Annotated in this window: 21 protein-coding genes; 10 read left to right on the top strand and 11 right to left on the bottom strand. The window is 65.7% G+C overall.

The genetic code is table 11. The features are described from left to right. The first annotated feature begins 9 nt into the window (after positions 1-9). Entirely contained in the window at positions 10-927 is a 918-nt protein-coding gene (locus E3C22_RS13140) for an alpha/beta fold hydrolase (protein ID WP_134762518.1), read from the top strand. A 63-nt stretch (positions 928-990) separates the two neighbouring features. Here the strand turns inward: E3C22_RS13140 and E3C22_RS13135 are convergent, their stop codons facing one another. The 6 genes from E3C22_RS13135 to E3C22_RS13110 form a co-directional block, all read right to left on the bottom strand. Then, positions 991-2553 carry a SpoVR family protein gene (locus tag E3C22_RS13135; protein WP_245514980.1) on the bottom strand — a complete coding sequence of 521 codons (1563 nt, stop codon included), beginning with the start codon at positions 2551-2553 and terminating at the stop codon, positions 991-993. A gap of 3 nt (positions 2554-2556) precedes the next feature. Beyond that, positions 2557-3858 (bottom strand): YeaH/YhbH family protein, encoded by a 1302-nt coding sequence (locus tag E3C22_RS13130; protein ID WP_134762517.1) that lies wholly within the window; start codon positions 3856-3858, stop codon positions 2557-2559. A 32-nt stretch (positions 3859-3890) separates the two neighbouring features. Further along, positions 3891-5828, bottom strand: coding sequence for a PrkA family serine protein kinase (locus tag E3C22_RS13125; protein ID WP_134762516.1), 1938 nt, complete (start codon positions 5826-5828; stop codon positions 3891-3893). Between the two features lie 659 nt (positions 5829-6487). Then, positions 6488-7213, bottom strand: a complete 726-nt coding sequence (locus tag E3C22_RS13120; protein WP_134762515.1) for an NAD-dependent deacylase — start codon at positions 7211-7213, stop codon at positions 6488-6490. Positions 7214-7227: 14 nt separating this feature from the next. Continuing rightward, positions 7228-7866, bottom strand: a complete 639-nt coding sequence (gene pncA, locus E3C22_RS13115; protein ID WP_134762514.1) for a bifunctional nicotinamidase/pyrazinamidase — start codon at positions 7864-7866, stop codon at positions 7228-7230. Positions 7867-8028: 162 nt separating this feature from the next. Beyond that, entirely contained in the window at positions 8029-8373 is a 345-nt protein-coding gene (locus E3C22_RS13110) for a hypothetical protein (RefSeq protein ID WP_134762513.1), read from the bottom strand. A 354-nt stretch (positions 8374-8727) separates the two neighbouring features. On the opposite strand from E3C22_RS13110, the gene E3C22_RS13105 reads away from it, so the two are divergent. From E3C22_RS13105 to E3C22_RS13075, 6 genes are all read left to right on the top strand, one after another. After that, positions 8728-9117 carry a hypothetical protein gene (locus E3C22_RS13105; RefSeq protein WP_134762512.1) on the top strand — a complete coding sequence of 130 codons (390 nt, stop codon included), beginning with the start codon at positions 8728-8730 and terminating at the stop codon, positions 9115-9117. 266 nt (positions 9118-9383) lie between these two features. After that, positions 9384-9986, top strand: coding sequence for a hypothetical protein (locus tag E3C22_RS13100; protein WP_167591766.1), 603 nt, complete (start codon positions 9384-9386; stop codon positions 9984-9986). 526 nt (positions 9987-10512) lie between these two features. Next, complete coding sequence (locus tag E3C22_RS13095) at positions 10513-10656, top strand: ABC transporter (RefSeq protein WP_134762510.1); 144 nt, start codon at positions 10513-10515, stop codon at positions 10654-10656. 591 nt (positions 10657-11247) lie between these two features. Continuing rightward, positions 11248-11895 carry a hypothetical protein gene (locus E3C22_RS13085; RefSeq protein ID WP_134762509.1) on the top strand — a complete coding sequence of 216 codons (648 nt, stop codon included), beginning with the start codon at positions 11248-11250 and terminating at the stop codon, positions 11893-11895. 97 nt (positions 11896-11992) lie between these two features. Continuing rightward, positions 11993-13228: a lytic murein transglycosylase gene (locus E3C22_RS13080; protein WP_134762508.1), complete on the top strand. Its 1236-nt coding sequence runs from the start codon at positions 11993-11995 to the stop codon at positions 13226-13228. A 535-nt stretch (positions 13229-13763) separates the two neighbouring features. Beyond that, complete coding sequence (locus tag E3C22_RS13075) at positions 13764-14462, top strand: hypothetical protein (RefSeq protein ID WP_134762507.1); 699 nt, start codon at positions 13764-13766, stop codon at positions 14460-14462. 93 nt (positions 14463-14555) lie between these two features. On the opposite strand, the gene folD is transcribed toward E3C22_RS13075, so the two are convergent. Next, entirely contained in the window at positions 14556-15476 is a 921-nt protein-coding gene (gene folD, locus E3C22_RS13070; RefSeq protein ID WP_134762506.1) for a bifunctional methylenetetrahydrofolate dehydrogenase/methenyltetrahydrofolate cyclohydrolase FolD, read from the bottom strand. 210 nt (positions 15477-15686) lie between these two features. Continuing rightward, positions 15687-17123, bottom strand: a complete 1437-nt coding sequence (locus E3C22_RS13065) for an alanine/glycine:cation symporter family protein (protein WP_134762993.1) — start codon at positions 17121-17123, stop codon at positions 15687-15689. A gap of 296 nt (positions 17124-17419) precedes the next feature. On the opposite strand from E3C22_RS13065, the gene E3C22_RS13060 reads away from it, so the two are divergent. From E3C22_RS13060 to E3C22_RS13050, 3 genes are all read left to right on the top strand, one after another. Further along, positions 17420-17845 carry an organic hydroperoxide resistance protein gene (locus tag E3C22_RS13060; RefSeq protein ID WP_134762505.1) on the top strand — a complete coding sequence of 142 codons (426 nt, stop codon included), beginning with the start codon at positions 17420-17422 and terminating at the stop codon, positions 17843-17845. Between the two features lie 18 nt (positions 17846-17863). After that, the gene (locus E3C22_RS13055) at positions 17864-18322 is read left to right on the top strand and encodes a MarR family winged helix-turn-helix transcriptional regulator (protein ID WP_134762504.1); all 459 of its coding nucleotides are present in this window, start codon (positions 17864-17866) and stop codon (positions 18320-18322) included. A gap of 191 nt (positions 18323-18513) precedes the next feature. After that, complete coding sequence (locus E3C22_RS13050) at positions 18514-18900, top strand: hypothetical protein (RefSeq protein ID WP_134762503.1); 387 nt, start codon at positions 18514-18516, stop codon at positions 18898-18900. Positions 18901-18969: 69 nt separating this feature from the next. Here E3C22_RS13050 and E3C22_RS13045 read toward each other — a convergent pair whose 3' ends face one another. The 3 genes from E3C22_RS13045 to E3C22_RS13035 form a co-directional block, all read right to left on the bottom strand. Next, complete coding sequence (locus tag E3C22_RS13045; protein ID WP_134762502.1) at positions 18970-20217, bottom strand: saccharopine dehydrogenase family protein; 1248 nt, start codon at positions 20215-20217, stop codon at positions 18970-18972. Positions 20218-20256: 39 nt separating this feature from the next. Further along, on the bottom strand, positions 20257-21354 hold the full coding sequence (locus E3C22_RS13040; RefSeq protein WP_134762501.1) for a carboxynorspermidine decarboxylase: 1098 nt from the start codon (positions 21352-21354) through the stop codon (positions 20257-20259). A gap of 1289 nt (positions 21355-22643) precedes the next feature. Continuing rightward, positions 22644-23033, bottom strand: coding sequence for a restriction endonuclease (locus tag E3C22_RS13035; protein ID WP_245514979.1), 390 nt, complete (start codon positions 23031-23033; stop codon positions 22644-22646). Positions 23034-23208 lie beyond the last annotated feature (175 nt).

The raw sequence follows: 23208 nt of genomic DNA, 5'->3' as shown, positions 1-23208 counted from the left end.
GTTATTGCCATGCATCTGCGATCCGCCGTCATGGCGCTCATGGCCGTCGCCGCGACGCCGGCCCTGGCCGGTGTCCAGCCGTTTCCGGGCAGTTTCACGACCAGCGACATCGCCACCAACGGCACCAGCCTGCATGTGCGGATCGGCGGCGAAGGGCCGGCGGTCGTGCTCCTTCACGGCTATGGCGAGACCGGCGACATGTGGGCGCCGCTCGCGGCCGATCTGGCGAAGGATCACAAGGTGATCGTGCCGGACCTTCGCGGCCTCGGCCTCTCGCAGCGGCCCGAGGGCGGCTACGACAAGAAGACCCAAGGGCAGGACATCGCCGGCCTTCTCGACGCGCTGGATGTGGGCCAAGTCGAGGTCGTCGCCCACGACATCGGCAACATGGTCGCCTATGCCTTCGCCGCGGAGCATCGCGACCGGGTGACGAAGCTGGTGCTGATGGACGCGCCGCTGCCGGGGGTCGGGCCCTGGGACGAGATCCTGAAGAACCCGCTGCTCTGGCACTTCCGCTTCGGCGGGCCGGACATGGAGCGCCTCGTCGCCGGGCGCGAGCGGATCTATCTCGACCGTTTCTGGAACGAGTTTTCGGCGAAGCCTGCCAATTTCGACGAAGCCTCCCGCGAGCACTATGCGGCGCTTTATGCCCTGCCGGGGGCGATGCATGCGGGATTTGCCCAGTTCGCCGCCTTCGATCAGGATGCGGTCGACAACCAGGCCTTCATGGCTGCCGGCAAGCTGACCATGCCGGTGCTCGCCGTCGGCGGCGAGGCGTCCTTCGGAACGACGATGGCGGCGGTCACGGGTTTTGCGGCCTCGAACGTCAAGGGCGCGGTCATCAAGGGCGCCGGCCACTGGCTGATGGAGGAGCAGCCGGCGGCGACGGTGGCGGTGGTGCGGGGGTTCCTCCACGGCCGCGAGTGACCGGTCATTCGACCGGTTGGCCTTCACGACCGAAGGCCGGCTAAGCCGTACTGCGCATCGCCCTCAGCGGAACGCCCGGGAGGGCGAGCCGTCATGGGCGGCGACGGTGTGGCCGTCCTCGATCTCCAGGAGCTTGACGTCGTAGCCCCAGAGATTGGCGAGGTGGTGCAGCACCTTCGCCGCATCCTTGCCGTCCAGCGTCACGCCGTCGACGACATTGTGGTGCAGGATCAGCTTGCGGTCGCCGGCGAGATCGACATCCGCCACCTGGATGTCCGGGTCCTGCCGTCCGACGTCGAACTGCCGCGACAGGGACTGGCGCACCGCCTTGTAGCCGTGCTCGTCGTGGATCGAGGCGACGACGATGTCGTCTTCCTCGGAATCGTCGATCAGCCGGAAGAGCTTCTGCTTGCGGATGACGTTGGGCGAGAGGAACTGCAGGACGAAGCTCTCGTCGCGATAGTTTTCCCACGCATTGCGCAGAACGCCGTAAGCGTCGCCGCAGCCGGCAAAATCGGGGAAGAAGGCCCGGTCCTCCTGTGTGGGTGTAAGGGCGATCCGCTCGATGTCCTCCATCATCGCAAAGCCCAGCGCATAGGGGTTGATGCCGCCATAGCGCTGGTCGTCATATTCCGGCTGGAAGACGACGGAGGTATGGGAGTGCAGGAACTCCATATAGGCGCCGTCGGTGATCCTGCCCTGCTCGTGCAGCCTGGTCATCAGCCGGTAGTGGGTGAAGGTGGCGCAGCCCTCGTTCATCACCTTGGTCTGGCGCTGCGGATAGAAATACTGGGCGATCTGGCGGACGATGCGGATCAGCTCGCGCTGCCAGCCGGCGAGGCGCGGGGCGTTCTTCTCGAGGAAGTAGAGGATGTTCTCCTCGGGCAGGCCGAGCAGCTGGCGACGGCGCTCGGCATCCATGTCGCGCTTCGGCCCGTCCGGCGATTTCGGCAGCGTGCGCCAGAGGTCGGAGAAGTGCTCCTCGGCGAAGGCCCTGCGCTCTTCCATCCGGCGCTGCTCGGACTTCAGATCCACCGCATGCTTGCCGGGATAGCGGTGGACGCCGTGGCTCATCAGCGCGTGGGCGGCGTCGAGCACCTGCTCGACCATCTCCTGGCCGTAGCGGTCCTCGCAGGTCGCGACGTAGTTCTTGGCGAAGGCGAGATAGTCGAGGATGCTGGTCGCGTCGGTCCACTGCTTGAAGCAGTAGTTGTTCTTGAAGAAGTGGTTGTGGCCGAAGGCGGCATGCGCCAGCACCAGCGTCTGCATCGTCGCGGAGTTCTCCTCCATGATGTAGACGATGCAGGGGCTCGAATTGATGACGATCTCGTAGGCGAGGCCCTGCCAGCCCTTGCGGTAGAGCGTCTCGTTCCTGACGAAGTGCTTGCCGAAGGACCAGTGCTTGTAGAACAGCGGCATGCCGGTCGAGGCATAGGCGTCGAGCATCTGCTCGGAGGTGATCACCTCGATCTGGTTGGGATAGATGTCGAGCTTCAGCTCGTTGTCGGCGATCTCCTCGATCGCGCCATAGACCTTCGAGAGCAGGGGAAAGTCCCAGTCGCGGCCGGTGAACAGTGGCTCGCCGGTGGGGGCCGCCGGGGCGGCCTTCTTTGCCATTCTCGCCATCGCTCAGGTCTCCGCCGGCTCGTCGCGGCGCTCGAAGAGTTCGCGGAACACCGGATAGATGTCGCGCCGGTCGTTCACCTTGCGCATCGCCATCGGCAGGTTCGGCCGCACCAGTTCCTGATAGGCCCGCCACAATGTCGTTTCCTGGCGGGCGAAGACGCCGTCCTCGCGGTCGAAGTCGCCGCGCCCGACCTGCAGATAGGCGTAGTACTGCGCCATCGGCAGGATCGTCTCGCGCAGGAGCGCCACCGAGCGGGCATTGTCCGAGGAAAGGTTGTCGCCGTCCGAGGCCTGGGCGGCATAGATGTTCCACTGGTCCGGCGGGAAGCGCTGCTTGGCGATCCTGGCCATCTCGATCAGCGCCGAGGAGATCACCGTGCCGCCGGATTCGCGCGAGTGGAAGAAGGTCTCCTCGTCCACCTCCTTGGCCTCGTGGGTATGGCGGATGAAGACGATCTCGACCTGCTTGTAGCGCCGGGTCAGGAACAGATAGAGCAGCGAGAAGAACCGTTTGGCAAGGTCCTTCATGTGCTCGTCCATGGAGGCCGAGACGTCCATCAGGCAGAACATCGCCGCCCGTGCGATCGGCTCGGGCGTTACCTCGATGCGCCGGTAGCGAAGATCGACGGGGTCGATGAAGGGAATGACCTTGGCGCGCCGCTCCTGGCGCTCGATCTCGGCCCGCAGCATGGCGATGCGGGCGCCGTCGCCGCTCGACGTCTCGAGTTCGAAGAGTTCGCGGCGCAACCTGTCGAGCTCGACCGGGTTCGGCCGTTTCAGCGCGATGCGTCGGGACAGGCTGCGTCGCATCGTTCGGCCGACCGACAGGGACGCTGGCGGGCCGGAGGTCTTGAAGCCGGCGGGATGACGTTTTTCCACCGCGTCGCCCATCACCTGGCGCTTGGCGAGATTGGGCAGCTCCAGATCCTCGAGGAAGAGGTCGAGGAACTCGTCCCGCGACAGGACGAAGCGGAAATTGTCCTCGCCCTCGCCGTCGGCGCTGCCCTCCGAGCCGGAGCCGGAGCCCTGCCGCGGCCGCTGGATGCGGTCGCCGGAGACGAATTTCTTGTTGCCCGGCAAAACATAGTCGCGCATGCCGCCGTCCCGGCCGGCGTGGAAGCTCGGCTCGTGGACGTCGTCGGCCGGGATGGTGACGGCGCCGCCGCCGTCGATCTCCCGGATCTTCCGCGACCCGGAGGCTTCCCGCACCGCCTGCTTCACCAGCGCCCTGGCGCGCCGCATGAAGCGTTGGCGGTTGGCGAGGCTCTTGCCCCCGGGGTCGGGACGACGGTCGATGATGTGCATGGTTTATCCCGTGGAAAGCGTGAGGAAGTCGCTCAGCTCGCCTGCCTCACACGCATATACCATTCCACGAGACGCCGCACCTGCCTCGGCGTAAACCCGCGCTCGACCATCCGATCGACGAACTCGTTGTGTTTCTTCTCCGTCTCGGAATCCTTCTTCGATCCGAATGAGATGACCGGCAGGAGGTCTTCCACCTGGCTGAACATCCGCTTCTCGACGACGTCGCGGATTTTCTCGTAGCTGGTCCAGGACGGATTGCGGCCCCGGTTCGCCGCTCGCGAGCGCAGCGAGAACTTCACCACCTCGTTGCGGAAGTCCTTGGGGTTGGCGATGCCCGCCGGCTTCTCGATCTTGGTGAGCTCCTGATTGAGCAGGTCGCGGTCGAGCAGCTGGCCGGTGTCGGGATCCTTGTAGTCCTGGTCCTCGATCCAGGCGTCGGCATAGGAGACGTAGCGGTCGAAGAGGTTCTGGCCGTAGTCGTGATAGCTTTCGAGATACGCCTTCTGGATCTCGTTGCCGATGAACTCGGCATAGCGCGGCGCAAGGTCCGCCTTGATGAACTCCAGATAGTCGCTCTCGATGTCCTCGGGGAACTGCTCGCGGCGCACCGCCTGTTCGAGGACGTACATCAGATGCACCGGGTCGGCCGCCACCTCCTCGGTGTCGTGGTTGAAGGTCGCCGACAGCGCCTTGAAGGCGAAGCGCGTCGAGATGCCGTTCATGCCCTCGTCGACGCCGGCCGCGTCGCGATATTCCTGCATGGTGCGGGCCTTCGGGTCCACCTCGCGCAGGCTCTCGCCGTTGTAGACGCGCATCTTGGCATAGAGCGAGGAGTTCTCGTGCGGCTTCAGCCGCGACAGCACGGCGAAGCGCGCCAGCATCTCCAGCGTGTCGGGAGCGCAGGGCGCCTCGGCGAGTTCGGAGCCCGAGACGAGCTTCTCGTAGATCCGGGTCTCCTCGTCGACCCTGAGGCAGTAGGGGACCTTGATCACATAGATGCGGTCGATGAAGGCCTCGTTGTTCTTGTTGTTCTTGAAGCTCTTCCACTCCGATTCGTTGGAGTGGGCCATGATCATGCCGGTGAACGGGATCGCGCCGATATTCTCCGAGCCGACATAGGAGCCTTCCTGCGTCGCCGTCAGCAGCGGATGCAGCATCTTGATCGGCGCCTTGAACATCTCGACGAATTCGAGCACGCCCTGGTTCGCCCGGTTGAGGCCGCCGGAGTAGGAATAGGCGTCCGGGTCGTTCTGGGCGAAGGTCTCCAGCCGGCGGATATCCACCTTGCCGACGAGCGAGGAGATGTCCTGGTTGTTCTCGTCGCCGGGCTCGGTCTTGGCGACGCCGATCTGCTTCAGCCGCGAGGGCATCAGCTTGGCGACCTTGAACTTCGAGATGTCGCCGCCGAACTCGTCGAGCCGCTTGACGCACCAGGGGCTCATCAGCCCGGAGAGCCGGCGCCGGGGAATGCCGTATTCGGCCTCCAGCGTCTCGCCCATGGTCTCGGGGTCGAAGAGCACGAGCGGGCTCTCGAAGACGGGTGAGAGTTCGTCGCCGGCCTTCAGCACGTAGATCGGCTGGTTCTCGATCAGCGACTTGATGCGCTCGGCGAGGGACGACTTGCCGCCGCCGACCGGGCCGAGGAGATAGAGGATCTGCTTGCGTTCCTCGAGCCCCTGCGCGGCCTGGCGCAGGAAGGCGACGATCCGCTCGACCGTCTCCTCCATGCCGTAGAAGTCCGGAAACGCCTTGTAGGTGCGGATCGTCCGGTTCTGGAAGATCCGCCCGAGCCGCGAGTCGAGCGAGGTGTCGACCATCTCCGGCTCGCCGATCGCCGCCAAGAGCCGTTCGTGTGGCCCGGCATAGAGGATCGGATCATCCCGGCATTTTTCGAGAAACTGCGACAGCGACATCACGGTTTCCCGCCGCTGTTCGTATGTCCTGGCGTACTGGTCGAACAATGCGCTCATCACCCACCTCCATTCGCCATGGCACGCTTCGAGCGTCGCTCGCGGGGCATGCCCGTCAGTCCCGACTACGCCATGCTACACGCCAAACCTTTGAAAACAATCATTAAATTTCACAAAAGGGAGGCTTCGCCTCTTGCAATCGCGGCCCGGTTCGATCACTATGCGCCGCGCTGGCCGAATCTCCCGGCCGTCATACTGCACTGCGAAACAGTTTCACCGTGCCGTCCCTGAATCAAGTGGGCTGCGGCGAGATGGGCCGCAAGCGGCCGGATGGTCGCAGCCGTTCACCATCGTCGTGATCGCCTTGTCCCTTCGCCTGAAGGGTGCGGCGCCAGGGCCGCATGCTCGCATAAGCTTCGAACGACAAAGCGGCGCAGATGCGGCGGTGTCTTGTCGCATCCGGGTCGGGCGGCGATTTTCGCGCGCCGTCCTCTCGATTGCATCACCGCATCGTGCTTTCCGACGATCGATCCCGATTGGCGGGCCGATGCGGGCAGTCGCTCGGGCATCGCGACGGGAGGCTGCAGCCTTCCCGAATGGCTGTGTGCGGGCCGGACATCTTCGCTTGAAAGCGCCGCCAGTTTTCCGACCGGAAGAACGCTTTAAGCTGTGACGCTGCCACATGAATCTGGAGCGAGGCTAGCTGCGTTGCGGGGAGCTCACCGCAGGCCCGGCGAAGCGAGCAGTTCCGCGACGAAGGCCGGGACGAGAACCGAGGCCGGGCCGTGGCGCGCCTCGTCGAAGAAGACGCTTCCCTCCGAGGGTTCGAGATTGAGCTCGAGGGTGCGGATGCCGGCGGAGCGCGCCTCGGCGACGAAGCCGGCAGCCGGATAGACCGCGCCGGACGTGCCGATCGAGACGAAGAGGTCGGCCGAAACCAGCCGTTCGGCGATCTCCTCTATCCGGTAGGGGATTTCGCCGAACCAGACGACGTCCGGCCGCAGCCCACCCGCGTTGCCGCAGGCGGCGCAGACAAGCGCCGTCGACAGGTCGCCGGCCGCGTCGCCCCTGGCGCCGCAATGGCCACAGAGCGACCGGGCGAGTTCGCCATGCATGTGGATGACGTCGCGCGCGCCGGCCTGTTCATGCAGGTCGTCGATGTTCTGGGTGACGAGCGTGAGGCGCCCGGCAAGTGCCTCTTCCAGCCGGGCGAGGGCATGGTGGGCCGGGTTCGGCCGCACCGATGCGAGCGCCGCCCGGCGGGCATTGTAGAAGCGGTGCACCGCGGCCGGATCACGCGCGAAGCCTTCCGGCGTCGCGACGTCCTCCAGCCGCACCTTCGACCAGATGCCGTCCTTGTCGCGAAAGGTCTCGACGCCCGACTCGGCCGAGATCCCGGCGCCGGTCAGGATGAAGACCGATCGGACGCCGTCGAAGCTGCCCATCGAAATCTCCGACGTCACGAAGCGAGGATGTCGGTGGAACTCAGTCTGGTTACGCCGAGCCCGGCCATGGAGTCCCACGCCCGGCCAAGCGAGCCGTCGAGATCGATGGCGCGGCAGGCGTCCTCGATCACCGCGACCTCGAAACCGGCCTTGCGCCCGTCCATGGCGGTCCAGCCGACGCAGAAGTCGGTGGCGAGGCCGCAGACGAAGATGCGGCCGACGCCGCGCTCCCTCAGATAGCCGGCAAGGCCGGTGCGGGTCTCGTGGTCGGCCTCGAGAAAGGCCGAATAGCTGTCGACCTCGGGATGAAACCCCTTGCGTACGACCATCTGCGCCGTCGGCACGACGAGATCCGGATGAAAGCCCGCGCCCTCGGAGCCCATGACGCAGTGGTCCGGCCAGAGCACCTGGGTGCCGTAGGCAAGCTCGATCGTCTCGAATGGCTGGCGGTCGTGGCTGGTGGCGAAGGAGATGTGGCCGGGCGTGTGCCAGTCCTGGGTGAGGGTGACGACGGGAAAGCGCCTCGCCAGCCGGTTGACGATCGGCACGACCGCGTCGCCGTCCGGCACGGCGAGCGCGCCTCCGGCGCAGAAGTCGTTCTGCACGTCGACGATGATGAGGGCGTCGCCGGCGCCGATGTCACGCTGTGTCATCAAGTGAGAATGCCAGCAATGCCGGCTTTGGAAAAGCCGCCTTGCGAGAATGCGGATCCTTGGAAGGATGCGAAAGGGCCGGCTCGCCTCTAGCGCACCGGCCCTGTCGTCATTCGCTTTGCCGCATCCAGCCGCCGATCGGCGGCGTGCCGGGGCGATACCTCAGTCGGTGAGGGCGGCGCGCAGGTCGTCGCCATTGTCGACCGTCAGGCGGTCGCCATCCCGGCGGAAGGTGAGCTCCTCGGGGTTCTTACCCTCGCCGGCCGGGACGGCGATCGTCAGGGCCTGGCCGTCTTCCAGCGTCGAGACGAAGCGGATCGGCGCGCCGGTCTCGCCGTCGGCGACGGTCGCGACGAGGCGCAGGCCGTTCTCCTCGACGGTGTAGTAGGCGGCGCCGCTGACACTGCCGAGATTGATCGACTGGCCCGTCTCGGCCTTCAGGTCGGCGGCGCTGGCGCCGGTCGTGATCGCTGCGAGGATGGCAGCAGTGGTGAGAAATTTCGTCATGACGATCCCCTCGTTACTTCGTTCTATTCCGATGCGCCGAGATATACGGACTGATGCTGCAGCGCACAATGGCATGGCAGCCATGAACTTTTGCTGGATCGGGCAAAATCCAATGGCATCATCGAAGAATTCGATCGGAACAAACCCGCTGAAAAACATTTATCCCCCCGATAAGATTGTCTGAGGCGCCGCACCGCTGGCCGCCCGGATCATTCCTCTGGGGAAGATTGACTTTGCCGATGCGAGCGCCAGCCTTTGGCCGAGGATCCGCCCCACGCCGGGGTACGAACTGTCGGACGGCGCGGCGGGTGCGACGATTTCATGGGCCGGAAACGAGGTAGGAGCGAAAACGCGATGGCGTCGCAGCTTGACGGCAAGACACGGGCAACGGGCAGCTGGATGGCCGCCATGCTTGCGCTCGCCGCGCTAACTGGGCCGGTGGCCGCGCAAACGGTCGGCTCTGTGGCCGAGGATCCGATCGAGGCCGACCCCGCGACGGCGCTGGTGGAGGTGTCGCTCGGCGACTGGGAGGTGAAGAACTCGATCGCCTCGAAGCTCTCCCGCAAGCTCTCCGACATTCCGCTGACCGTGCGGGTGAAGCCTGACATCGCCAACGACGTCTGCCCGCTCGGGCGCAGCGATCTCGACCAGCAGGTGGCGATCAGCCCGACACGCACCTGCGCCGCCAAGAAGACCTCCGAAGCGCTGGAAGCGGAGGTGCGCAAGGTGATCCCGACGCCATAGTCGGAATTTTTCGGGGCCTTGGCGCCTTGCCGGGCGGCTGCGTCACACCTTTGCCGCAAACTTCTCCACGGGGTCGCGCTTCGGCCGAAGGGCATGGCGACGCGGCGCGGCGCGATCTCCGGGATGGGTCAGCCCAGAGACGGGCGATCCGGGGCCAATTTTTTGAACGGTGGCCGCAACAAGGTTCGCGATGCCGGCGACTTCCTTAAGGAAGCTCCCCGGCACCGAAGCTGCGGCCGATTTTGGAACTGATCACGATGCGCTTGATGGCTCTTGCCGGCATGCTTCTTGTCCTGACGGGCGCCCTGTCCGGCTGCGTGACCGGCAGCAGTATCGAGGACACGATCGCCCTCGAGGAGCCGGCCGACGACGCCCACTGCCAGAGCCTCCTGATGCGGCCGGGAGAGCTCGTCTACGCCCAGTGCCGGCTGGCGATGCGCAAGACCTATCTCAACGACTACAACAACCGGAAAGCGGTGATCCAGAAGAGCTACGGGCCGGTCACCGGGCATCTGGACGTGACGCTGCGGGCCGACGCCTTCTGCAATTACGACGAAACGGTCAAGCAGGTGACGGCGGGGCTTTCCGACGACGCGGCTGCCGAGAACGCCTATCAGACCTGCGCGACCACCCGCGAGGAACTCGCCGCCGCCTTCACCGACGCCACCGGCCAGCCGGGCGCCGTGCTCGTCGAGGCGGAACGGCCGACGATCCTCGCCCAGAACCGCCAGGCGATTCGCGAGGCGAGGGTGGTGATCAAGGGCCCGCCGGGCTCGGTGCTGGTCACCGAATCGGAGGTGGCGATCCAGAATGCCCCCGGCGCGCCGCCGCCCGCCGGTCTGACGCCGCCGGCGCCGCTCGCCCAGTGACGCTCGGGAAGAACAATCCATCCTTTCGGCCAAAGATGAGGGCCGGCCGTTGCTTGGTCGAGGGCGCTGATGTCTTCTCGCGCCAGCATGCGTGACGCATGGCCAGCGACCGATCCCCGCCGACTCACCCGAAGTCACGAAAGCCGTCGCCCGCCCTGGCGGCGGTCATCAGCCAAACAGTTGAAATCGAACCGGTCGCCGGGCCGGATGTCCGTCACCGAGCATCTGCTGGGCTCGCGGAATTTCTGCATTCTGCGGCACGGCAGCAACGCCCGTCGGTGGCCCGTTCAGCTGTGGCTCGGAAGCCGCAGAGGCCTGCGGAGCAGCGGTTTGCTAACGCTCGTAAACAGGCCCGATACAATTTGTTAACGACAATCAGGATAGCGTCAAGACGTTCGGCGAGCACTGTGGCTTTTGAGCACTTGCCGCTAGCGTGTTTTGGCAACAGGTTCCGAACGCACCGGCCGCACTCGCGTCGGGAATTTGAACTGCGGCATCAACCGACAGACACTGATAGGTAGCTACTATGAAGAAAGTCATCATCGCATCGGTCGCGTGCTTCGCTCTCGCAACCTTCGCTGGCTGCATGGGCAAGGGCATCGGCAAGGGCAAGGGCAAGGCCCCGGTCGAGCCGGCCTACTCCGAGCCGGCTTACGTCACCAAGGGCTAATCCCTTCATGGCGTCGGGGAAGGTCGTTCGCGGCCTTCCCCTTCCATTCTGCCAGATGGCCCGCGGGCCATCGGTGATCGGTCACAGAACCGACAAGACTGCAGCCCATCCCCCGAGAAACCGCCTGCTTTTACGGCGCTCCGATCAACGGCGCCGAGGAATTTCGGCAAGATGAGATGCGCTGGGTTGGAGCGCCGTGCGTCCGGATGGACGCACAAAGGACGCTCCAAGCTTTTGAATCACCGCATCGTGCTTTTGAGAAAATCGACTCCGATTTTCAGGCCGATGCTAGTGGCGCGGCTTCGACGAATGAGGCTTCCAGGCAACACTGCCGGAAGAGCGTCGCAATCGCCGGACGCTACTGAAACCAAAGATGTCCGGGGTCCGTTTGAGTCCGACTTTGGCCTGTCGCCTTCGAGCGGTTGGCGCAAACGTCCGAATCGGGCCACTGGGCAAGATTATCGACAGCGTGACATGACGCCACGCGGCGCTTCTGGTGACGGGAAAGCGCTCCGCATGCGGCATGACTGTTGCCTGATAGAGCCAAGAACCGTTCGGGCACCACGTTTCGTTTTCGAGAAAGGCGGCACAATGCTCCCCTCATTCCTTCGGCTCGCGGCTGCGGCTTTCCTGAGCCTCGCCGTCGCCGGATGCACGTCGACAGCCAACAGCAACAACACCGTCATGGCCGGCGCGCCGGTCAATTCGGCTGACGGCATCGTCCAGTCCACCGCCTACGCGCCGACCGACGCCGCCGGCCAGTCGAAGCTCGCCAAGCCGTATTTCATCTCGTTCCGCGCCCGCAACGCCGAGAGCTACGGTCACACCTTCGTGGTGTTCGGCAAGTTCGATGCGAACGGCCGCGTGCCCTACGATTCGACCGGAACGCTGATCCCCAGCATGACCGAAGTGGCGGGCCTGCACCCGGCCTCGACCAGCGTCGTTCCCTACATGCTCGGCCATCTCGTTCCGGTGCCCTCCGAGACCGGCGCCAGCGACGGCGACACCGAGCGGGCCTATCTCCTCGCCGAGTGGACCATTCCGCTGACGGCCGCGCAGTACAACGAGATCGTCCCCTACATCCACAAGCTCCAGGCCCGCAGCCCGGTTTGGAACGCGGTGACCTACAACTGCAGCGCCTTCGTTGCCGACGTCGCCCGCCACATGGGCTACCAGACGCCGAGCCCGCTGCATCTGCCGAAGGAATTCATCACCGAGCTTCGCGAGATGAACACCTGAGGCAAGCGGCGCCGATCTTCCAGACGTCTTGAGAATGGCCCGGCAGCGATCTGCCGGGCCATTTCGTTGTCGGCCCCGCTGGTCTATCAAGGGCGCCATGATCGTCCGCCTCTTTGCCGCCCTCGCTGTCGCCCTCCTTGCAGCGCTCGCCGCCGCTCAGCCCGTCCGGGCGGCCTCGCTCGACCAGGGCTTCAAGGCCTTTCTCGAAAGCGAGATCTGGCCTGAGGCGAAGGCAACGGGGGTGCCGCGGCCCGTCTTCGACGCGGCCTTTGCCGGCGTTTCGCCGGACACCAGCCTGCCGGACCTGATCCTGCCCGGCGGCAAGGACACCGTCGCCGAAATCAATTTCCAGGCCGAGTTCAAGAGCGGCGCCGACTATCTCTCCGAGCGCGCGGTCGCCGGCAATGTCACCACCGCCCGGAAGCTCCGGCAGAGATATGCCGGCGTGCTTGGAAAGATCGAGCAGCGCTACGGCGTGCCGGCGCCGATCATCCTCGCCATCTGGGGCCGGGAGTCGGCCTTCGGCGCGGCGAAGATCCCGATGAACGCCTTCGAGGTGCTGGCGACCAAGGCGTGGCTGTCGCGCCGCAAGGAGCTGTTCCGGGGCGAGCTGATCGCGGCGCTGCAGATCGTTGCCGACGGTCATCTGAAGGTCTCCGAGATGAAGTCCTCCTGGGCCGGCGCGCTCGGCCAGCCGCAGTTCATGCCTTCGAAGTTCCTGAAATACGCCGTCGACTTCGATGGCGACGGCCGCCGCGACATCTGGAATTCGGTCCCCGACACGCTCGCCTCGATCGCCAACTACCTGAACGCCGCAGGCTGGCAGGCCGGACGCGACTGGGGCTTCGAGGCGATGATCCCGGCATCGGTCTCCTGCCGGGGCGAGGGGCCGGACAAGACCTACAGGATCGCCGATCTGGTCAAGGCCGGGGTCGAGCGGGTGAGCGGCAGGCCGTTTCCCGAGAGCGAGAGCGGCCGCTCGGGCCATCTTCTGTTTCCCGCCGGCCGGCTCGGGCCGAGCTTCGTTGCGACGCCGAATTTCTACGTCATCAAGGAATACAACAATTCCGATCTCTACGCCCTCTTCGTCGGCCATGTCGCCGACCGCATCCAGGGCGCCGGGCCGCTGAAGGGCGGCTGGAAGAAGACCGATCGGCTGACCCGAGGCGACGTCTACCGCATGCAGCAGAAGCTGGTGGCGAAGGGCGCCGATGTCGGCGCGGTGGACGGGCTCGCCGGCTTCAAGACGCGCCGCTCGATCGGCGAGGCGGAGCGACGCCTCGGCCTGCCGGAAAGCTGCTGGCCATCGAAGGCGTTGGCGGCAAGGCTCTGACAAGACCGCGACGGCGTCGGCCCGACGATCGGAATCGATTTTCGAAGAAGCGCGATGCGGTGATCCAATGACTGAGAGCGTCCATGCCGCGTCCGGTTGGACGCGCGGCTCTTGGTGCGATTCGAACGCTTCGACCGGCGACCGATGGTCGTCATGGCACCCGCCGGCTCTGGCCCGAACCGGGCGGGGGCCGCGCCGGGCAATTGCCTGTGGATGAATTAGAGGTTTCTTAACGAGAGTTGCCAAATCCTTGGGAGCGAGGATTTCCGTCACTACCGCAGGGCGGCTCGGCATAGTATTGACGAAATCGTGGAAGCCCACGGAGAGCAACGAGCAAATGCGTTGCCGCGGCGGGAGTTGCCGGGGAGGCGACTCGGACGGTTCGGCCTCAGCGGCCGGACCGTCCCCTCGATCCCCTCCACCATTCCTCTCTCAGTCTCGAACTGGCTGTGCACCCCATGGCCGACCTCCTACTGCTTCGCCGTCGCCGCGCTATCGTATGGCCGACTGACGAGGTTGGAGGGGACGAGCGGCGATGACGGATACCGGCGAGGCGGCGCCGCGACGGATGCCCTGGCAGGGTGCCGGACGGGACGAGCCTGTGTACCGACAGCCGATGACCCTCAGCCTCGACGATCACATGGCGGTCGACGGCCACCGCTGGCTGAAGGAGCGGCGGGGCTTCATCGCGGTGTTCCTGCTGATCGGCTTCGCCGTTGCGCTCTTTCAGGGCTACGATCGCCTCATGGCCGGCGACGTTTTCGGCTTCGGCCTCGTCGTCGTGGTGACACTGGTCGTTCTCGCTTTGCTCGCGGTGCCGGTGCACTGGCTGTTCGCCCGCACCATGCGCTGGGCTCTCGAAAGCACGCTGAAGCGGCAGGGGCTCCTCGGCAAGCGCTTCGTCCTCGAAGTCTCTCGCGACGGCATCAGGCTCGAGGACGAGCCCGCTTCGCCCGGCGGCGACGTCGTCTCGAGCCATTTCCCCTGGTCAGCCTTCCGCGCCATCGAGAGGGACGAGGAGCGCTATCTGTTCTGGATCGAACTGCGCCGGGCGATCGTCCTCCATCGGGACGGCTTTGCCTCGGTGGAGGCCGACGAGGCCTTTCGCGGCTTTGTCGAGGCATGGTCCGGCCGAAGCGTCGTCTCGCCGCCGGCCTTTGCGAAGAACCGGCGGGGCAGGAACGCCGACTGGGGCAGGGAGCCGGCGGCGAGCGCCGATCAACGCGCCTCTTAGGCAGGAGCGACGCCTTGCGTCAGCGTGGGACCGGCCCTTGCGGGCCCACGCGACGAATAACGAGGCGAGGGCCGCCCCGTTCTCACCGTCGTCTCAGAATTTCGGCGCCTCGGCGCCGGCGACCCGGCAGGCCGAGCGCAGCGTGTTGGCCATCAGCATGGCGATGGTCATCGGCCCGACGCCGCCCGGAACCGGCGTGATCGCCGCGGCCTTCTCGGAGGCCTCGGCATAGTTCACGTCGCCGACCAGCCGGGTCTTCGGGGTGCCGTCTTCCTTCAGGCCCTTTTCCGGCGCCTCGATGCGGTTGATGCCGACATCGATCACCACCGCCCCGTCCTTGACGTAGTCGCCGGTCAGCATTTCCGGGCGGCCGACCGCCGCGACGAGGATGTCCGCGCCGCGGCACACGGCCTGCAGGTCCCTGGTGCGCGAATGGGCGATGGTGACGGTGGCATTGGCGGCGAGAAGCAGCTGCGCCATCGGCTTGCCGACGATGTTCGAGCGGCCGACGATGACGGCGTTCTTGCCGGAGAGATCGTCGCCAAGCACCTCCCTGACGAGGAGCATCGAGCCGGCGGGCGTGCAGGGCACGAAGGCTTCGGCAAGCGCGCCGGTGGAAAGCCGGCCGACATTGATCAGATGAAACCCGTCGACGTCCTTGTCCGGGTCGATCGTCTGGATGACCTTCGCCTCGTCGATGTGCTTGGGCAGCGGCAGCTGGACGAGGATGCCGTTGACGGCGGGATCGGCGTTGAGATCCCGGACGACCTTCAGCAGCGTCTCCTCGCTGGTCTCGGCGTCGAGCTCGTGCTTGATCGAGGTGAAGCCGCATTCCTTGGCGGTCTTCGCCTTGGAGCCGACATAGACCTGGCTGGCCGGATCCTCGCCGACGATGACGACGGCGAGGCCCGGCGCGGTGCCGGTCTTCGCCTTGAGCGTCTCGGTCGATGCCTTGACGGTCTCGATGATGCGCGCCGCCACCGCCTTGCCGTCGATCCGCTTCGCCTCTGCCATCCTGCTCTCCCTGATCGTTCGTTGCGTGAGGGAGGGTCATAGAGAGGCCGGCGCGCAATGAAAACCCGGCTCGCCGCGACGAAGAGGGCTTCCGCCCATCGAAGAAAGTCGGGAAAGCGCAGCCTGCCCGGCCCTCCAATCGACGGGCCGGGCCGCCACGTCGCGCTTGCCCGGCCTTAGGGATAGGCTCTCGCGCCGGCGAAGGCACCCTTACTGCTTCTCGATGTCGCCGACCGGGGTCCAGATCGTGCCGTCGATCTTGCCCTGCAGCTCCGGATAGTCGTCATTGTCGAAGCGCGGTTCGAGGCCGGACGCCTTCTGCCGGAAATAGTCGCGGGTGAGCTTCACCACTGTCCCGGACAGGGCGACGATGGCGATCAGGTTGATCGAGGCCATCAGGCCCATCGAGGCATCGGCGGTGTTGAACACCGTCTCGACCTTCACCAGCGAACCCCAGACGACCATGGCGAGGAGGCCGATCTTCAGGATCGACAGCCAGATGCGGTTGCCGGCGCCGAGGAACGTCATGGCATTCTCGGCATAGGAGTAGTTGCCGATGATCGAGGTGAAGGCGAAGAAGAAGATCGCGATGGCGACGAAATACTGGCCCCAGTCGCCGATATGGGCGGAGAGGGCGTTCTGCGTCAGCTCGGTGCCGGTCACGTCCTGGCCGGGCGTGTAGATGCCCGACAGAAGGATCATCAGTGCCGTCGCGGTGCAGATGACCAGCGTGTCGATGAAGACGCCGAGGCCCTGGACCAGGCCCTGCGACGACGGGTGATGCGGATCCGGCGTCGCCACGGCGGCGATGTTCGGCGCCGAGCCCATGCCGGCCTCGTTGGAGAACAGGCCGCGCTTGACGCCGTTCAGCATGGCCGCAGCGATGCCGCCGGCAAAGCCGCCGGCCGCCTCCTGGAAGCCGAAGGCGCTCTTGACGATCAGCCACAGCGTCGCCGGGACCTCGGTGATGTGGACCGCCAGGACGTAGATCGCGACGGCGAGATAGGCGACGGCCATGAAGGGCACGACGATCTCGGCGACATTGGCGATCGAGCGGATGCCGCCGAAGATGACGACGGCCGAGATGGCGGCAAGGCCGATGCCGATCCAGAGCTTGTCGTAGCCGAAGGCCGCCTCGACGGCATCGGCGATGGAGTTGGCCTGAACGGCGTTGAAGATCAGGCCGTAGGCGAGGATCAGGCTGAGCGAGAAGATGGCGCCGAGCCAGGGCAGGCCGAGCCCGTGCGACATGTAGAAGGCCGGCCCGCCGCGATACTGGCCCTCGTCGTTGCGGATCTTGTAGAGCTGGGCGAGGGTCGATTCCGCATAGGCCGTCGCCATGCCGACGATCGCCACCATCCACATCCAGAAGATCGCGCCCGGGCCGCCGAGGGTCAATGCCACCGCGACGCCAGCGAGATTGCCGGTGCCGACGCGGCTTGCCAGCGAGACGGTGAGCGCCTGCAGCGGCGAGATGCCTGCCTTGTCGCCGCCGCGGCTGCCTTTGACGACCCGGAAATATTCCGGGAAGTGGCGGATCTGGATGAAGCCGAGCCTGAGAGTGAAATACACCCCCACCGCCAGAAGGCCATAGATCAGCACGTAACCCCAGAAGATGTCGTTCATGAAATTGATGATGGGGTCGATGATCGCCATGCCTGTCTCCGTTGGCGGCCGCTCCGGCCGGTCCTTACGTCAATAGGGTTGCCGACTGCCAAGGGAAGAGTCGATGGCGGCGTGCACTCTCCCTGGAGAAGATTTGTGGGGCCATTCTCGCAGCGACCGTGCTCTGCTGATCGAGTCGTGTTCGTCGGCGTTGGCGTCAAACGACGAGCGCCGGGCCTTGACGGAGCCGACGGTCGTGCAGATATATTGCGTGCAATTTAATTGCCTAAAATCAAAAAGCCCGCGCGATGGCGGTCGGGCCAGCCAGGAGAAGAACCATGAGCGCAGCCTATACCACCCGGGTCAAAGCCGTCGGTGGCCGGTCCGGCCGGGTCGAGAGCGAGGACGGCATCCTCGCTCTCGACCTCGCCATGCCGAAGGAACTCGGCGGCAAGGGCGGCGCCACCAATCCCGAGCAGCTCTTCGCCGCGGGCTATGCCGCCTGTTTCGAGAATGCGGTGATCCACGCCACCCGCAAGTCCGAGACGAAGATCCGCGACGAGGATATCGTCGTCGTCGGCGAGGTCGGCCTGTCGGCCAATTCCAGCGGCGGCTTCGTGCTGTCGGTGACGCTCGAGATCGAGATCGCCGGCGTCGACCAGGGCACCGCCAATGACATCGTCGCGGCCGCTCACCAGATCTGCCCCTATTCGAACGCGGTGAAGGGCAATATCGACGTGAAGCTGAAGGTTTCGACGAAGTAGCAGGGGCAGGGGGCGACGATGGGCGCAGACGAGCAAGGCGGCGACGACGATCTCGCCCTCGACCGGCAGGTCTGCTTTCCGCTCTACGCCGCCTCCAACCTGATCACCCGGCTCTATCGCCCGGCGCTGGCGCCGCTCGGGCTGACCTATCCGCAATATCTGGTCATGCTGGTGCTCTGGGAATCCTCGCCCGAGAGCGTCGGCGGGCTCGGCGAAAGGCTGCATCTCGACAGCGGCACGCTGACGCCGCTGGTCAAGCGGCTGGAAGCGGCGGGGCTGGTGACGCGGCGGCGCGATGCGGCGGACGAGCGGCGCGTGCTGGTCGATCTGACCGGCGCCGGGCGGGCCCTGAAGGCAAAGGCCCGCAACATTCCAAAGACCCTCGGGGCCGGGCTGCACCTCGACGCAAGCGAGGTCGAGGAACTGCGCGAGACGGTCACGAGGCTGGTGGGGCTCATCGCGGCCGCCGAGCCTTGAGCGCTGAGACCTGCAAAGCCAGCTGGCGCCATGACTATGAGACCGTGACCAACGGATCGAGGGGGGCTGCCGGGCTCTCCTCACTTGCCAACATGCGGTGACGATCTTTTCGACCGCGTGGCTCTTGCGGCCGCCCGCCGCCGCATGGGATGCCGTCACGAAATGCGATTCATTCTCGACAGGGACACGACATGTACGAAATTCTGGTCAAGGCCCATGGCGGCCTCGCCATGCTGGCGCTGCTCGCCTCGCTCGGCTGGACGGGCGTGACGCTCGCCGCACCGTCCGGCGCCGTGACCACGGTCGGCGGCCTGCGCAAGGTCGTCTATGTGGCCGCGGTGGCGATCACCAGCCTTGTCGGGCTGATCGGCCTCGTCCTCGTCGGCTTCAATCCCGACTGGGCCGGCCACGCCTTCACCTGGGTCGGCCTCGCCGTGCTGGTGCTCTATCCCATCTGCGGCGCGAAAAGCCGCCGGGCTTTCGCCAATGGCAAGAAGGGCACGGCGATCGGCCTGTCGATCGCCATGCTCGCCCTCGTCGCCGTCGCCTATGCCCTGATGGTCGCCAAACCGTTCTGAGACCGAAGCCCGCTGCCCGATCAGCCTCGTCATCCCGGGCCGAGCCCGGGACGGCGAAGCGTCGACGCCTCAGGCCGCGAGGTCGAGCGAGGCTGCCTCGCCGTTCACCTTCACCTGCGTCGGCAGGCCCATCCTGCCCAGAAGGTCGAGGAAGGGCTTCGGCGGCAGGTCCTCGACATTGACCATCTTCTTCACGTCCCAGGTGCCGTCGGCGATCAGCAGCGCGGCGGCGACCGGCGGCACGCCGGCGGTGTAGCTGATCCCCTGGCTGCCGACCTCCTCGAAGGCATCCTTGTGGTCGGCGACGTTGTAGATGAAGACTTCCGCATCCCGGCCGTCCTTCCTGCCCTTGACCAGATCGCCGATGCAGGTCTTGCCCTCGTATTCCGGCGCGAGCTCCGCCGGGTTCGGCAGGCAGGCCTTGACCACCTTGAGCGGCACGACGCTCTGCCCCTCGGCGGTCTTGACCGGCTGTTCCGACAACAGGCCGAGATTCTTCAGCACCGTGAACACCTGCACATAGCGCTCGCCGAAGCCCATCCAGAAGCGCACGTCGGCCTTCGGATACCTGGCCGAAAGCGAATGGATCTCGTCATGGCCGGTCATGTAGGTCGGCCGCTTGCCGACCACCGGCAGGTCCCATTCGCGCGGGATCTCGAACATCTGGTTGGTCTGCCAGGCACCGTTCTGCCAGGAATAGACGACGCCGGTGAATTCGCGGAAATTGATCTCGGGGTCGAAGTTGGTGGCGAACCACTTGCCGTGCGATCCGGCATTGACGTCGACGATGTCGATCGAGGTGATCTCGTCGAGATAGTCGTCCTCGGCAAGCCGCGCATAGGCATTGACGACGCCGGGATCGAACCCCGCGCCGAGGATCGCGGTGATCCCGGCCTTTTCGACTTCCTCGCGCCGGCGCCACTCGTAATTGCCGTACCAGGGCGGCGTCTCGCAGATCTTCAACGGATCCTCGTGGATCGCCGTGTCGATATAGGCGGCGCCGGTCTCGATGCAGGCGCTCATCACCGACATGTTGACGAAGGCCGAGCCGAGATTGATGACGATCTCGGCCTTGACCTTGCGGATCAGCGCCACGGTGGCAGGAACATCCAGCGCGTCGAGCTGATGCGCCGCGATCACCCCGTCCTTCACCTTCATCGCGCCCTTGTCGCGCACCGAGGCGACGATCGCCTCGCATTTCGCGAGCGTCCGCGAGGCGATGTGGATCTCGCCGAAGCGGTCGTTGGCCTGGGCGCATTTATGCGCCGCCACCTGCGCGACGCCGCCGGCGCCGATGATCAACACGTTCTTCTTCATCTCAGGTCTTTCCCCTTCAGGTCGTTGCCGCATCCGGCCTTACGAGAGGTTTTTCTCGAAATCGTCATAGGTGAAGTCGCGCGCCACGCGGATCTCGCCGTCGAGACCCTTCACCGCGATCGCCGGCATCTTCATCCCGTTGAACCAGTTCTTCTTGACCATGGTGTAGCCGGCTGCATCCTGAATGGAGATGCGGTCGCCGATTTCCAAGGGTGCCGCGAAGGAAAACGTCCCGAAGACGTCGCCGGCAAGGCAGGACTTGCCGCAGACCATCACCTCATACGGGCCGGTATTCGGCGACATCTTGGCACTTTCCCGGTAGATCAGGAGGTCCAGCATATGGGCCTCGACCGAGGAGTCGACGATCGCCAGCTCGCGGCCATTGAAGAGCCGGTCGAGGACGCTCACCTCCAGCGTCGTCGTCCTGGTGATCGCCGCCTCGCCGGGCTCGAGATAGACCTCGACGCCGTAGTTTCGGGCGAAGGCCTTCAGCCGCCGGCAGAAGGCGTCGATCGGGTAGTTCTCGCCGGTGAAGTGGATGCCGCCGCCGAGGCTCACCCATTTCACCTGGTGGAACAGGTGACCGAACCTCGCCTCGACCTCCGTCAGGATTTCGTCGAAGCGGGAGAAATCGCCATTCTCGCAGTTGTTGTGGACCATGAAGCCGGAGATCTTTTCGACCACCGCCTCGACCTTCTCGGCATCCCATTCGCCCAGGCGCGAGAAGGGCCGGGCGGGATCGGCGAGATCGAAGGACGAGGTCGAGACGCCGGGGTTCAGCCTCAGACCCCGGGCGATGCCGGCGCTCTGGACCTCGAAGCGGGTCAGCTGCGAGATCGAGTTGAAGATGATCTTGTCGGCATTGGCGACGACCTCCCCGATCTCGTGATCGGCATAGGCGACCGAATAGGCGTGGGTCTCGCCGCCGAACTTTCGCCGCCCGAGCTTCACCTCATAGAGCGACGACGAGGTCGTCCCGTCCATATGCTGAGCCATCATCGGGAAGACCGCCCAGGACGCGAAGCACTTCAGCGCCAGGAGCACCTTCGCCCCGGATTGCTGCCGCACCGTGTCCATGACGCGCATATTGGCGAGAAGCCTGGCTTCGTCGATCAGATAATAGGGGGTCTGAAGCATCGCCCGCCCGTCCTGCCAGGGGTTTTCGCCGGTGGTCTTGCGTGAGGGCCGCTGTCTAGGCGAGGGGGGCGGGGGATGCAAGCCGGCAAGGCCCGAAGCCATGCGTCGGCATTGCCGCGCCGCGAAGCGGCCGGGTCTGATCGTTCACGCCACACGGGGGTGGCGACTGGCGCCGTCCGGCGGGCGACGGGATGCCGGAGGCAGACCCTCCGATTGCGTGTTTCATGCGGTCCGCCTCCGGCATCCCGCGCGGGTTTTCCGAAACGCGCGAGGGCTCTCGTTCCCCTCGCGTCGCCGGACCATCCCCCGGTCTGCCCGCCGCAAGGCGGGCGCGCCGGAGTTCGGGAAGCCGCCGGGAGGAGCACGACCTCCAGGACGGCGGCGTGCCACCCTCCCCGCAGATACGGAAGGCCGGCCCGGCTCGCTCCGTCCCCCCGCCGCACCTCCGGAAGGCGCATGCGGACGGACCCGCCCGCCGGCCCCCGAACGATCCCGGTGATCATTCGTGCCCGTTCCGTGGGCCGGCGGTCGGGGGATAATAGGCGAGGGGCGGAGGGGGGAAGATATCTTTTCGCGTCGCAGGACGAGGCGCCCTCTCTCCCTCCACCGCGGCGTCATCCTCTGCCTTGTGCCGGGGATCTACTGCGGGTGGCCGCATCCGATCCGCTGGCGGAAGGGCACCATAGCCGTCGGTTCATCGTTCGTCGGCACAGCCACGAAAGCCTCGCCCGCGGGTTCTGCGGAGGAAAGCCGGCATCGCCTCATCGGCGGTCCGTCACCGTCGCCGATCCATCGCTCCGCCGGCAGCGGATCCTCGGCACAAGGCCGAGGATGACGAAGCGGGTATGTCGTCGGCTCGTCCGGCGGCCCATCGGCCATCGGGCCAAGTGTGGCCTCATGCCGGAGGATGACGAAGCGTTGAGGTCTGCGCCCTGTCAGGCCACGCAGCAGCGATCATGCCAAACGCGGCGTCATCCTCGGCCTTGTGCCGAGGATCTACTGCGGCGGCCGCATCCGATCCGGTGGCGGAGGGGCGTCGTCGGCGTCGGTTCGTCGTTTGTTGGCACAGCCACGGAAAGCCTCGCCCGCGGGTTCTGACCAGGAAAGCCGGCACCGCCTCATCGGCGGTCCGTCACCGTCGCCGATCCATCGCTTCGCCGGCAGCGGATCCTCGGCACAGGGCCGAGGATGGCGAAGCGGGTATGTCGTCGGCTCGTCCGGCGGCCCATCGGCCATCGGGCCAAGTACGGCCTCATGCTTGGCCTCATGCCGGAGGATGACGAAGTCGATCAGGGCGGCCCCGACGCTGGCGTTGGCCGTGTCGATCCTATCGTGGAAAAGACCCCCTCCTCGATCGACACCTTTTCCACCATGCTCACCACGACGACGATCCGGGTCTCCTTCGACAGGCGGCAGAGTTCCACGCCATCCACAAGATCGATGGCCGGCGCGCCGTCTCTCGTCGCCTCGGCGCGCGCGTCCTTGGTGAAGGTCGAGGTGGTGATGATCAGCCCTTGTCGGCGCGGCCGACCATGGCGCCGGGAAAGTCGCGGACGACCGAGGAGCCGACCGGGTTCTGCCAGCGCTTCGACCGTCCCTTGGACGAGGGCTTGGAGCCTTGGGAAATCACTCGGATAGGCCCTTGTTCTTTCCCGGAACGGGGTCTGCATACCGGTCATGAACGGGCCGACTTCTGCAGCGATGCCACGGTGCCTGGTCCGCAAGCGCCCTCATCCTTGTAACTCCAGCCTCGCATCATCTGGTATTGTTGATGGTGCGGAGATGGAGGGGACACCGTCTCATCCTCGGGCGAGAGAGCCCGGACCTCAGCTTGGTGTCCCTTCCGTCGATCCA

The sequence above is a fragment of the Jiella endophytica genome (genome assembly GCF_004519335.1).
GTDB lineage: Bacteria > Pseudomonadota > Alphaproteobacteria > Rhizobiales > Rhizobiaceae > Jiella > Jiella endophytica.
The sequence above is the reverse complement of the archived record's forward strand: the minus strand, read 5'-3'. Positions and strand labels throughout refer to the sequence as shown.